The sequence below is a fragment of the Citrobacter sp. wls619 genome (assembly GCF_005281345.1).
Lineage (GTDB): Bacteria > Pseudomonadota > Gammaproteobacteria > Enterobacterales > Enterobacteriaceae > Citrobacter.
Genome location: NZ_SZXJ01000027.1, coordinates 84,682 through 97,425, shown reverse-complemented (window position 1 = coordinate 97,425; position 12,744 = coordinate 84,682). Strand labels below are relative to the sequence as shown.

At 53.4% G+C, this 12,744-nt stretch carries 14 protein-coding genes; 6 read left to right on the top strand and 8 right to left on the bottom strand.

From position 1 onward, the window contains the following. Positions 1–35: 35 nt before the first annotated feature. From ruvB to aspS, 6 genes are all read right to left on the bottom strand, one after another. Positions 36–1,046 (bottom strand): Holliday junction branch migration DNA helicase RuvB, encoded by a 1,011-nt coding sequence (gene ruvB / locus FDX19_RS03195; protein ID WP_137381570.1) that lies wholly within the window; start codon positions 1,044–1,046, stop codon positions 36–38. Between the two features lie 8 nt (positions 1,047–1,054). Beyond that, entirely contained in the window at positions 1,055–1,666 is a 612-nt protein-coding gene (ruvA, locus tag FDX19_RS03190; protein ID WP_137381569.1) for a Holliday junction branch migration protein RuvA, read from the bottom strand. 80 nt (positions 1,667–1,746) lie between these two features. Beyond that, a complete protein-coding gene (ruvC, locus tag FDX19_RS03185) occupies positions 1,747–2,268 on the bottom strand; it encodes a crossover junction endodeoxyribonuclease RuvC (protein WP_003034867.1) in 522 nt (173 codons plus the stop codon). A 34-nt stretch (positions 2,269–2,302) separates the two neighbouring features. Continuing rightward, positions 2,303–3,046, bottom strand: a complete 744-nt coding sequence (locus FDX19_RS03180; RefSeq protein WP_003833836.1) for a YebC/PmpR family DNA-binding transcriptional regulator — start codon at positions 3,044–3,046, stop codon at positions 2,303–2,305. 28 nt (positions 3,047–3,074) lie between these two features. Next, on the bottom strand, positions 3,075–3,518 hold the full coding sequence (gene nudB / locus FDX19_RS03175) for a dihydroneopterin triphosphate diphosphatase (RefSeq protein WP_137381568.1): 444 nt from the start codon (positions 3,516–3,518) through the stop codon (positions 3,075–3,077). Between the two features lies 1 nt (position 3,519). Next, complete coding sequence (gene aspS, locus FDX19_RS03170) at positions 3,520–5,292, bottom strand: aspartate--tRNA ligase (protein WP_137381567.1); 1,773 nt, start codon at positions 5,290–5,292, stop codon at positions 3,520–3,522. 286 nt (positions 5,293–5,578) lie between these two features. Here aspS and FDX19_RS03165 point away from each other — a divergent pair, with 286 nt between their 5' ends. Genes FDX19_RS03165 through cmoB form a run of 5 tightly spaced genes read left to right on the top strand, consistent with a single transcriptional unit; the run spans position 5,579 to position 9,157 of the window. Beyond that, complete coding sequence (locus FDX19_RS03165; protein ID WP_137381566.1) at positions 5,579–6,145, top strand: hydrolase; 567 nt, start codon at positions 5,579–5,581, stop codon at positions 6,143–6,145. Further along, positions 6,142–6,960, top strand: coding sequence for a DUF72 domain-containing protein (locus tag FDX19_RS03160; protein WP_137381565.1), 819 nt, complete (start codon positions 6,142–6,144; stop codon positions 6,958–6,960). The genes FDX19_RS03165 and FDX19_RS03160 overlap by 4 nt, the downstream gene beginning before the upstream one ends. Before the next feature lie 52 nt (positions 6,961–7,012). Further along, entirely contained in the window at positions 7,013–7,408 is a 396-nt protein-coding gene (locus FDX19_RS03155) for an MAPEG family protein (protein ID WP_003833847.1), read from the top strand. A 40-nt stretch (positions 7,409–7,448) separates the two neighbouring features. After that, a complete protein-coding gene (gene cmoA, locus FDX19_RS03150) occupies positions 7,449–8,192 on the top strand; it encodes a carboxy-S-adenosyl-L-methionine synthase CmoA (protein ID WP_137381564.1) in 744 nt (247 codons plus the stop codon). Beyond that, positions 8,189–9,157, top strand: a complete 969-nt coding sequence (cmoB, locus tag FDX19_RS03145) for a tRNA 5-methoxyuridine(34)/uridine 5-oxyacetic acid(34) synthase CmoB (protein ID WP_137381563.1) — start codon at positions 8,189–8,191, stop codon at positions 9,155–9,157. Before cmoA ends, cmoB begins: the two co-directional genes overlap by 4 nt. A 231-nt stretch (positions 9,158–9,388) precedes the next feature. Here the strand turns inward: cmoB and cutC are convergent, their stop codons facing one another. Beyond that, positions 9,389–10,135: a copper homeostasis protein CutC gene (gene cutC, locus FDX19_RS03140; RefSeq protein ID WP_137381562.1), complete on the bottom strand. Its 747-nt coding sequence runs from the start codon at positions 10,133–10,135 to the stop codon at positions 9,389–9,391. Positions 10,136–10,138: 3 nt separating this feature from the next. Next, positions 10,139–10,705 (bottom strand): VOC family protein, encoded by a 567-nt coding sequence (locus FDX19_RS03135; RefSeq protein WP_137381561.1) that lies wholly within the window; start codon positions 10,703–10,705, stop codon positions 10,139–10,141. Between the two features lie 238 nt (positions 10,706–10,943). Here FDX19_RS03135 and argS point away from each other — a divergent pair, with 238 nt between their 5' ends. Next, positions 10,944–12,677: an arginine--tRNA ligase gene (gene argS, locus FDX19_RS03130; RefSeq protein ID WP_137381560.1), complete on the top strand. Its 1,734-nt coding sequence runs from the start codon at positions 10,944–10,946 to the stop codon at positions 12,675–12,677. Positions 12,678–12,744 lie beyond the last annotated feature (67 nt).

Here is a 12,744-nt window from a genome sequence, read left to right as displayed (position 1 = left end):
TCGCCCAGGCCTGATGAGCGTAGCGACATCAGGCACTAAGGCATCTGTGGCGGCGTAATGCCAAAGTGGTTCCATGCCCGCACCGTTGCCATACGTCCGCGCGGGGTACGTTGTAGAAAACCTTGCTGAATCAAATACGGTTCCAGCACGTCCTCAATAGTTTCACGTTCTTCGCCGATTGCCGCCGCCAGGTTATCCAACCCGACCGGACCACCAAAGAATTTATCGATCACCGCCAGCAGCAGCTTGCGGTCCATGTAATCGAAGCCTTCAGCATCGACATTGAGCATATCCAGCGCCTGGGCCGCGATATCCGCCGAAATGGTGCCGTCATGCTTCACTTCGGCGAAATCACGCACACGACGCAGTAAACGGTTAGCAATACGCGGCGTACCGCGTGCCCGGCGTGCAACCTCCAGCGCCCCTTCGTCACTCATCTCCAGCCCCATAAAGCGGGCACTGCGTCCAACAATGTGCTGAAGATCAGCGACCTGATAGAACTCCAGGCGCTGCACAATGCCAAAGCGATCACGCAGTGGAGACGTTAACGAACCCGCACGCGTTGTGGCACCAATCAGGGTAAACGGCGGCAGATCGATTTTAATTGAACGTGCTGCCGGGCCTTCGCCAATCATGATATCCAGCTGATAGTCTTCCATTGCCGGATACAACACCTCTTCCACTACCGGTGACAAGCGATGGATTTCATCAATAAACAGCACATCATGGGGTTCGAGATTGGTGAGCATGGCCGCCAGATCGCCTGCTTTTTCCAGTACCGGGCCGGACGTCGTGCGCAGGTTGACGCCCATTTCATTGGCAACAATATTGGCAAGCGTGGTTTTACCCAGACCCGGAGGTCCAAAAATCAGCAGGTGATCGAGGGCATCACCGCGCAGCTTCGCCGCCTGGATAAAAATTTCCATCTGCGAACGTACCTGAGGCTGGCCGATATACTCTTCCAGCAACCTGGGGCGAATCGCACGATCCACCAGGTCTTCAGGGGTGGTGCTGGCAGCCGAAATCAGGCGATCTGCTTCAATCATCCTTTACCTCACAATGCCGCGCGAAGCGCTTCGCGAATCAGGGTTTCACTGCTGGCATCAGGGCGAGCAATTTTGCTTACCATGCGGCTGGCTTCTTGTGGTTTATAGCCTAACGCTACCAGCGCAGCAACCGCTTCCTGCTCAGCATCATCGCTTACCGGACCGGCAGGTGATGTCAGCACCAGATCGGCAGCCGGCGTAAAGAGATCGCCATGCAGACCTTTAAAGCGGTCTTTCATTTCGACAATCAAACGCTCTGCGGTTTTCTTACCAATACCCGGTAATTTCACTAACGCGCCAAGTTCTTCGCGCTCAACAGCATTCACGAACTGCTGCGCAGACATGCCGGAGAGGATCGCCAGCGCCAGCTTTGGCCCCACGCCGTTGGTTTTAATTAGCTCTTTAAACAGCGTGCGTTCTTGCTTATTGTTAAAGCCATACAGCAGTTGTGCGTCTTCGCGCACCACAAAATGCGTGAAGATGATCGCTTCCTGCCCGGCTTCCGGCAGCTCGTAGAAACAGGTCATCGGCATATGTACTTCATAGCCTACCCCGCCCGTTTCCAGAAGGACCAGTGGGGGTTGTTTTTCAAGAATGATGCCTCTGAGTCTGCCTATCACATGACGCTCCTGCGTTAAGGGCTAAAAGGTAATGCGTTATCATAAAAAAAGGCTGGATAGATATCCAGCCTCATTTGTCACTAACGTAACCTACCGCGTGCTAAATTCAACCTCGACTCACTCATTTGCATGGCGTTCTGGCTGACATGGCAGTGAGTAATGGCAATCGCCAGCGCATCCGCAGCATCCGCCTGCGGGTTAGCCGGGAGTTTGAGCAGCGTACGCACCATGTGCTGTACCTGGCTTTTTTCCGCGCTGCCGATACCGACGACGGTCTGTTTAACCTGTCGGGCAGCATACTCAAACACCGGAAGATCCTGATTGGTCGCAGCAACAATCGCTACGCCGCGCGCCTGTCCCAGCTTCAGCGCCGAATCGGCATTTTTCGCCATAAAGACCTGCTCGATGGCAAAATAATCCGGCTGGAACTGGGTGATGATTTCCGTCACCCCCGCGTATATCAATTTCAGGCGTGACGGGAGATCGTCAACTTTGGTGCGAATACAACCACTGCCGAGGTAGGTCAACTGTCTGCCGACCTGACGGATTACGCCATAACCGGTAATGCGCGACCCCGGATCAATGCCGAGAATGATAGACATCACGCATCTCCTGTTATTTTATGGCTTAACCACATCATTCTAACGTAGCTGCAACCTCATCGGAGATTTCGCCGTTGTGGTAAACTTCCTGCACGTCATCGCAATCTTCCAGCATATCGATCAGACGCATCAGTTTCGGCGCTGTTTCTGCATCCATATCCGCTTTGGTGGATGGGATCATAGAAACTTCAGCCGCGTCCGCTTTCAGACCTGCCGCTTCCAGCGCATCACGAACTTTCCCCATCTCTTCCCACGCGGTGTAAACGTCAATCGCACCGTCGTCGAAGGTTACAACGTCTTCAGCACCGGCTTCCAGTGCCGCTTCCATGATGGCGTCTTCGTCGCCTTGCTCAAAGGAGATAACACCTTTCTTGCTGAACAGGTATGCGACGGAACCGTCGGTACCGAGGTTGCCGCCCGTTTTAGTGAATGCGTGGCGCACTTCCGCAACGGTACGGTTACGGTTATCAGACAGACATTCAATCATCACGGCTGTACCGCCAGGACCGTAACCTTCATAGATGATGGTTTCCATGTTGGAATCTTCATCACCACCCACACCGCGCGCAATCGCACGGTTCAGAGTGTCACGTGTCATGTTGTTTGCCAGCGCTTTATCAACCGCTGCACGCAGACGCGGGTTAGCATCTGGATCGCCACCACCCAATTTAGCCGCCGTTACCAGCTCACGAATGATTTTGGTGAAGATCTTACCGCGCTTAGCATCCTGCGCTGCTTTACGATGTCTGGTGTTGGCCCATTTACTATGACCTGCCATAAATAATCTCTCCAAAAAGCGCGCCTTCTCAGGCGACGTTAATTACAAACTCTTCAATCGCCTGCCGGTTACTCCACGACTTGGTTAACTGTGCAGCCTCGTGCGCATTAACCCAACGGTAGGTCAAATGTTCGGTGAACACGATCTCTCGTTCAGTGGGCAGTGCCAGGCAAAACCAGGACTCCGTATTACGTATAATTCCTGGCGCATAGCGATGACGTAAATGACTAAAAATCTCAAACTCCACCGTGCGCTGGCAGTCAATTAAGGTCAGTTGCTCACGCGCAACATCAATGGCGACCTCTTCCTTTACTTCGCGCAGGGCGGCTTGCGACGCGGTTTCACCTTCTTCAAGGCTGCCGGTGACCGACTGCCAAAAATCAGGATCGTCGCGTCGCTGTAACATCAGCACTCTCCCGGTGTCCTTTGCATAAATCACGACTAACACCGAGACAGGCTGCTTATATGCCATATCAGTTATTCTCGGCCTTCTTAACAACCTGAATGCTCAGTTCCGCCAGCGCAGCTTCGTTGGCAAAGCTCGGCGCTTCGGTCATCAGACATGCGGCAGCTGTCGTTTTCGGGAAAGCAATAACGTCACGGATGTTATCCGTACCGGTCAGCAGCATGGTCAGACGATCCAGACCAAACGCCAGGCCCGCGTGCGGCGGTGTACCGTATTTTAGCGCATCCAGCAGGAAGCCGAATTTCTCGCGCTGCTCTTGTTCGTTGATACCCAGAATACCGAATACGGTCTGCTGCATATCACCGTTATGGATACGTACAGAACCGCCGCCTACTTCGTAGCCGTTGATAACCATATCGTACGCATTGGCAACCGCATCTTCCGGCGCAGCTTTCAGCTCAGCCGCCGTCATGTCTTTCGGCGCGGTGAACGGGTGGTGCATCGCGGTCAGACCGCCTTCACCATCGTCTTCAAACATTGGGAAGTCGATAACCCACAACGGCGCCCATTTGGACTCGTCGGTCAGGTTCAGGTCTTTACCCAGCTTCAGACGCAGCGCGCCCATCGCGTCGGCAACCACTTTCTTGTTGTCGGCACCGAAGAAGATCATATCGCCGTCTTGCGCACCGGTACGTTCCAGAATGGCTTCAATGATTTCTGCGTTCAGGAACTTAGCCACCGGGCTGGTGATACCTTCCAGGCCTTTCGCACGCTCGGTGACTTTGATGTAAGCCAAACCTTTCGCGCCGTAGATCTTAATGAAGTTACCGTAATCGTCGATCTGCTTACGGCTAAGTGCAGCGCCGCCAGGGACGCGCAGAGCCGCTACACGCCCTTTCGGATCGTTCGCCGGACCAGAGAATACGGCGAATTCAACAGATTTCAGCAGATCAGCGACGTCTACCAGCTCCATCGGGTTACGCAGATCCGGCTTATCGGAACCGTAACGACGCTCTGCTTCGGCAAAGGTCATGATCGGGAAATCGCCCAGATCCACACCTTTTACTTCCAGCCACAGATTACGCACCAGCGCTTCCATCACTTCACGCACCTGCGGTGCGGTCATGAAGGAGGTCTCAACATCGATCTGCGTAAATTCAGGCTGGCGGTCAGCACGTAAGTCTTCGTCACGGAAGCATTTTACGATCTGGTAGTAACGGTCGAAGCCAGACATCATCAGCAGCTGTTTGAACAACTGAGGAGACTGAGGCAGCGCGTAGAATTTACCTTTATGTACGCGAGACGGTACCAGGTAGTCACGCGCACCTTCTGGCGTCGCTTTGGTCAGCATCGGCGTTTCGATGTCGAGGAAGCCATGGTCGTCCATGAAACGACGCACCAGGCTGGTAATTTTGGCACGTGTTTTCAGACGCTGCGCCATTTCAGGACGACGCAGATCGAGGTAGCGATACTTCAGACGAGCTTCTTCAGTATTGACATGGTTAGAGTCGAGCGGCAGTGAATCTGAACGGTTGATAATGACCAGATCGGATGCCAGCACTTCAATTTCGCCCGTCGCCATATCGGCGTTGACGTTTTTCGCATCACGCGCACGCACGGTGCCCGTTACCTGAATGCAGAACTCATTACGCAGTTCGGAGGCCAGCTTTAACGCGTCCGCACGGTCCGGATCGAAAAATACCTGCACGATACCTTCGCGGTCGCGCATATCGATAAAGATCAGGCTACCAAGATCACGACGACGGTTGACCCAACCACACAGAGTCACCTGCTGCCCCTCGTGGGACAGACGTAGCTGTCCGCAATATTCTGTACGCATGAGATATCCCTTAACTTTGCCGCAGGCGGATTGTCACCTGCCCGGCAGATGACGAAGTCGCAGCTTTAGCTGAATGTCACAACTGAATGAAAAAAGGCGGCTATTATACTGGAAATTCTGCCGCACGATAAGAGCCTACTGGGGTAGACTCTCAGTCCGGTACTGACTGTACGCGTGTTTCCTGAGCGGGTATTGCGTAATCTCACAAAAAATAACAAAAATTGTCGCCCCTTTCACACAGATTCGCGATTAAGGTGTAACGGAAATCTTTTTTACTGGAGTCACCATGCTGGAACTGAACGCAAAAACAACCGCGCTTGTCGTCATCGATCTACAGGAAGGGATCCTGCCTTTCGCGGGTGGGCCACATTCGGCAAACGACGTCGTCGCCCGCACGGCACAATTGGCGGAAAAGTTCCGTACTCACGGTTCACCGGTGGTGATGGTTCGCGTCGGCTGGTCTGCGGATTATGCCGAAGCGCTAAAACAACCGGTTGATGCCCCCGCGCCAGCCAAAGCATTACCCGACAACTGGTGGGAATACCCGCAAGCGCTGGGAAAATGTGCGACAGACCTGGAGGTCACCAAGCGCCAGTGGGGAGCATTCTACGGTACTGACCTGGAACTACAGCTGCGCCGTCGCGGTATCGACACCATCGTCCTTTGCGGGATCTCCACTAATATTGGCGTCGAATCCACCGCGCGTAACGCCTGGGAGCTGGGTTTTAGCCTGATCGTTGCCGAAGACGCCTGCAGCGCCGCCAGCACCGACCAACATCAGGGCAGCATGACGCATATTTTCCCACGTATTGCCCGTGTACGTCGCGTTGACGAGATCCTGCAAGCGTTATGATCTATATCGGCTTACCCCAGTGGTCACACCCGAAATGGATGCGTCTGGGGATCACCAGCCTTGAAGAGTATGCCCGCCACTTTAACTGTGTGGAGGGTAATACCACGCTGTACGCCTTGCCGAAAGCCGAGATTGTTGACCGCTGGTTTGCACAAACCCGCGACGATTTTCGCTTCTGTTTCAAATTCCCGGCCACCATCTCGCATCAGGCCGCACTGCGGAATTGCGATGACCTGGTACAGGAATTTTTTACGCGCATGTCACCGCTGGATGCCCGTATCGGACAATACTGGTTGCAGCTACCTGCCACGTTCGGCCCGCGTGACCTCCCTGCCCTGTGGCAATTCCTCGATGCACTCCCTAAAACGTTTACCTACGGTGTCGAGGTTCGTCATCCGGATTTCTTTGCGAAAGGTGAATCAGAGATTCAGCTCAATCGGGGTCTGCATGAACGCGGGGTTAATCGGGTCATTTTAGACAGTCGTCCGGTCCATGCCGCGATCCCACACACGGAAGCGATACGCGATGCTCAACGTAAGAAACCGAAGGTCCCGGTCCATGCGGTAGTCACGGCAAACCACCCGATGGTCCGTTTTATCGGTAGTGATAACATGACACAGAATCGGCAGTTCTTTGCTGCCTGGCTGGCAAAGTTGTCACTCTGGCAACAGACCACCACGCCTTATCTGTTTTTGCACACGCCGGATATTGCACAGGCTCCAGAGCTGGTAGACACGCTATGGGCGGATTTACGTAGTGCCCTGCCAGAGATCGGATCAGCACCCTCGATTCCACAGCAATCTTCTCTTTTCTGAAAATGCCACCTATCATAGTCAATGCCAGCAGCCATTTTAAAAGGGAGTTTGTATGGTAAGCGCGCTTTATGCCGTCCTGGGTGCGTTATTGTTAATAAAGTTCTCCTTTGACGTCGTTCGCCTGCGCATGCAATATCGCGTTGCCTATGGTGATGGCGGTTTTAGTGAGCTGCAAAGCGCTATCCGCATTCACGGTAATGCAGTGGAATATATTCCCGTTGCATTAGTGCTGCTGCTTTTTATGGAAATGAACGGCGCTGAAACGTGGATGGTGCATATTTGCGGGCTGATGTTGATAGCCGGGCGACTGATGCATTATTACGGATTCCATCACCGTCTTTTCCGCTGGCGTCGTTCCGGCATGAGCGCCACCTGGTGTTCACTGTTGCTAATGGTGCTGGCGAATCTTTGGTATATGCCCTGGGAGTTGGTTTTCTCCCTGCATTAGCGCACAATACGCCACTTTATTTTTCCCGGATTTTTACGTTATGTCTCACCGCGACACGCTTTTTTCTGCGCCTATCGCCAGTCTGGGTGACTGGACCTTTGATGAACGGGTAGCTGAAGTCTTCCCGGATATGATCCAGCGTTCCGTTCCAGGCTATTCCAATATCATCTCCATGATTGGCATGCTGGCCGAACGTTTCGTACAACCCAACACGCAGGTCTACGATCTGGGCTGCTCTTTGGGCGCAGCGACGCTCTCAGTGCGTCGCAATATCCATCATGAGAATTGCAAAATTATCGCCGTTGATAACTCGCCGGCTATGGTTGAACGCTGTCGTCGTCATATCGATGCCTATAAAGCCCCCACGCCTGTTGACGTGGTCGAAGGCGATATTCGCAACATCACTATCGAAAACGCTTCGATGGTGGTGCTGAATTTTACCCTGCAATTCCTTGAACCACCTGAGCGCCAGGCATTGTTGGATAAGATTTATCAGGGGTTGAACCCCGGCGGTGCGCTGGTGCTGTCCGAGAAGTTCAGCTTCGAAGATGCCAACGTTGGCGAACTGCTGTTCAACATGCACCACGACTTCAAACGCGCCAATGGCTACAGCGAACTGGAAATCAGCCAGAAGCGCAGCATGCTGGAAAACGTGATGCTAACTGACTCTGTTGAAACGCACAAAGCACGTCTGCATCAGGCGGGTTTTGAGCACAGCGAACTGTGGTTCCAGTGCTTCAACTTTGGGTCACTGGTCGCGTTGAAATCTGAGGTCGCGGCATGACAGACTTTGGTAACTTTTATCAGCTGATTGCCAAAAACCATCTTTCCCATTGGCTGGAAACGCTCCCAGCGCAAATCGCCGCCTGGCAGCGCGATCAACATGGGTTGTTTAAGCAGTGGTCGAATGCCGTGGAGTTTCTGCCGGAACTGACGCCGCATCGTCTGGATTTACTGCATAGTGTGACTGCCGAAAGCGAGGAGCCGCTCAGCGAAGGGCAGATCAAACGGATTGATACGCTGATGCGTCATCTCATGCCGTGGCGCAAAGGTCCATATTCGCTGTACGGCGTCAATATCGATACCGAATGGCGTTCCGACTGGAAGTGGGATCGCGTTCTGCCGCATTTATCCGATCTGACCGGGCGTACCATTCTCGACGTGGGCTGCGGTAGTGGCTATCACATGTGGCGCATGATTGGCGCGGGCGCGCACCTGGCCGTCGGTATCGATCCTACGCAGCTGTTCCTGTGTCAGTTTGAAGCCGTGCGCAAACTGCTGGGTAACGATCAGCGTGCTCACCTGCTGCCGCTGGGTATCGAACAGCTTCCGGCACTGAACGCGTTTGATACCGTATTCTCTATGGGCGTGCTTTATCACCGTCGCTCACCGCTGGAACATCTCTGGCAGTTGAAAGATCAACTGGTAAAAGACGGAGAGCTGGTGCTGGAAACGCTGGTGGTTGAAGGTGATGAAAATACCGTTCTGGTACCAGGTGATCGCTACGCGCAAATGCGTAATGTCTATTTTATTCCATCCGCACTGGCGCTGAAAAACTGGCTGGAAAAATGTGGATTTGTGGATGTTCGTATCGCCGACGTCTGTGTCACTACCACAGAAGAGCAGCGTCGCACCGAATGGATGGTAACCGAATCGCTGGCCGACTTCCTCGACCCGAACGACCACAGCAAAACGGTGGAAGGCTACCCTGCTCCATTACGCGCGGTATTGATTGCGCATAAGCCCTAGTCATTTTTGACTGGTGGCACATTTTCTCCAAAATAGTTCGGTTTGCGACAAGGCGGCGACGCAGCAAATCTTCGGGAGCGTAGATAACTACGTGACCGGGGTGCGCGAGGAAAGCCAACGCAGTAGCAGACCGAAATATGCAGGAGAAGGATAAAAAAAGGCCCCTGTTGAAATTGCAGGGGCCTGGTACGAGCAAGCATCATATTGGGCGACATGATGCAACGGTAAAAATCAGCTGGCCTGGTGGTGCGCAATGATTGCCTTCATTTCAGCAACCGCCGCCCCGTCTACCGCATAGCGGGAATATTCATCCGCCTGCGTATCCGAAGACATCGACAACCCCGAATTGCGATACCGCATGGGTGAAGCCAGCCATACTCCGGCAGAACTGTGGACTTCCTGCACTCCAGCGTTGAGGAACAGGGATAAATTCGCGGCGCGAACCCCCGCTCCGGCCATAATGATTGGAGCATTCACCTGCTCAATAAGTTCCATTATTTTTGTTAAACCTTGCGCTGCATCTGATTTTTGCCCGGAAGTCAGCACTCTGGCGACGCCCAAATCGGACAATTTATTCAGCGCATTTAATGGGTTGGCGCACATATCGAAGGCCCGATGAAACGTGACATTTAGCGGACCCGCAGCAACCATTATTTTTTCCATACGTGGCATATCGACATTCCCGTCCACATCGAGAATGCCGGTTACCAGTCCTGAAAAACCTAAATCTCTGACCATCGCGATATCATCAAGCATCGCGGCAAATTCACCGTCCGTGTAACAAAAATCGCCCCCACGCGGGCGGATAATGGGATTAACCGGAATAGAGACATGCTGGCGTACTGAGCGCAACACCCCCAGCGACGGCGTTAATCCCCCTTCTTTGGGCGCCGAGCACAGTTCAATACGATCAGCCCCCTGACGCTGCGCGGTGCGTGCGCACTCCATGCTGTAACAGCAAATTTCCAGTAATGCCATCACTCACTCCTGTTGCTCGCTTGCGACAATCGCTTCAATTGACCACGGATGAAATTTGAGGGTGACGCTACCATCACTGACCGCCAGTGTCGGATTCGGTAAACGCTCACGCTCTCCTTTCGGCGAGCTGGTTTTTACGAAAATCCCCGGCTGACTCAATCCTTCATCAGAAAACAGCGCCAGCGCACGCGTGTTCAGTGTTTCCGGCGCACCGGGCAGAACGATTTCGATATGCTCCCACCCCTCATGCGGGTAACGTTTTTCACCCGGCCATGGCAACTCAACCACCGAAAACTGCCAGTGCGCGACACAAACCGGCTCATCCAGTTTGAACAGGCAAATCGGTCTGCCATTAATGATATTTTCCGATAGCAGCGTACCACACTGTTCAAATCCCCGACGCCAGCGCTCTGCGGTGGTATTTTGATGGCAGCGCAAAGAGATATGATCGGCATACAGCGATGAAATATCCAGACCCAGACGGGTGGAAAGTTCCGTTAACGCTTGAGTGAAATGTGGTAAATCTGCGGAAATATCATGCAGTTCTGTAACTGTTTGCCAGTTCGCCATAATGAAAGCTCATATCGATGTTCAAAGCCGCTAATTTACTCTGTTGCGCAGCCCCATCCAACTGCTGATTTTTTCGAACGGAGTATGAATAAATATACGTAATGACAGTGTCTGTATTTTAGGCTGTGCGCCGTACTCGCAATGCTGACGGCAACGGGCATTTGCAGTATACTCCCGCCCTAAATTCTTAAACTGGCGCGGTGAATTTTGTCCCGCTTCATAAATGTAAGGTATTCCGGTGAATATTCAGGCTCTTCTCTCAGAAAAAGTTAGTCAGGCCATGATTGCTGCAGGCGCACCTGCAGATTGCGAACCGCAGGTTCGTCAGTCAGCAAAAGTACAGTTCGGCGACTATCAGGCCAACGGCATGATGGCAGTTGCTAAAAAACTGGGTATGGCGCCGCGACAACTGGCAGAGCAGGTGCTGACTCATCTGGATCTCAGCGGGATTGCCAGCAAAGTTGAAATTGCAGGCCCAGGCTTTATCAACATTTTTCTCGATCCGGCATTCCTCGCGCAGCACGTTCAGCAGGCGCTGACCTCCGACCGCCTGGGCGTTACTCAACCGGCTAAACAAACGGTTGTTGTTGACTACTCCGCACCTAACGTGGCGAAAGAGATGCACGTGGGTCACCTGCGTTCCACCATCATCGGTGACGCCGCGGTACGTACGCTGGAGTTTCTCGGCCATAAGGTGATCCGCGCCAACCACGTCGGCGACTGGGGCACCCAGTTCGGTATGCTGATCGCATGGCTGGAAAAACAGCAGCAGGAAAATGCCGGAGAAATGGCGCTGGCAGACCTGGAAGGTTTCTACCGCGATGCGAAAAAACACTACGACGAAGATGAAGCCTTCGCCGAGCGCGCCCGTAGCTATGTGGTGAAACTGCAAGGCGGCGACGAATATTTCCGCGAGATGTGGCGCAAGCTCGTCGACATCACGATGTCGCAGAACCAGTTAACCTATGACCGTCTGAACGTGACGCTGACCCGTGACGACGTGATGGGCGAAAGCCTGTACAACCCGATGCTACCGGGCATTGTTGCTGATCTGAAAGCCAAAGGTCTGGCTGTTGAGAGCGAAGGCGCTACCGTTGTATTCCTTGATGAGTATAAAAACAAGGAAGGTGAACCAATGGGCGTCATCATTCAGAAGAAAGATGGCGGCTATCTCTACACCACGACCGATATCGCCTGTGCGAAGTATCGTTACGAAACGCTGCACGCCGACCGCGTCCTCTATTACATCGACTCCCGTCAGCATCAGCATTTAATGCAGGCGTGGACCATCGTGCGTAAAGCCGGTTATGTGCCGGACTCCGTACCGCTGGAACACCATATGTTCGGCATGATGCTGGGTAAAGACGGTAAGCCGTTCAAAACTCGCGCTGGCGGTACCGTAAAACTGGCCGACCTGCTGGATGAAGCACTGGAACGTGCGCGTCGTCTGGTGGCGGAGAAGAACCCGGACATGCCTGCTGATGAGCTGGAAAAACTGGCGAATGCCGTTGGTATCGGTGCGGTGAAATATGCGGATCTGTCGAAAAACCGTACCACCGACTATATCTTCGACTGGGACAACATGCTGGCGTTTGAAGGCAATACGGCACCGTATATGCAGTATGCTTACACCCGCGTACTGTCCGTGTTCCGTAAAGCGGATATCGACGAAAACGCGCTGGCCAGCGCGCAGGTTATTATCCGCGAAGATCGCGAAGCTCAGCTGGCCGCCCGCCTGCTGCAGTTCGAAGAAACGCTGACCGTTGTAGCACGTGAAGGTACGCCGCACGTGATGTGCGCTTATTTGTACGACGTTGCCGGCCTGTTCTCTGGCTTCTACGAACACTGTCCGATCCTCAGCGCTGAAAACGAAGAGATTCGTAACAGCCGTCTGAAGCTGGCGCAACTGACGGCGAAAACGCTGAAACTGGGTCTGGATACGCTGGGTATCGAAACCGTAGAACGCATGTAAGTAACCGCCTCGAGTGATGTGAAAGCCCGCGCTATGTCGCGGGCTTTTTTATTATGACCTTACCTGC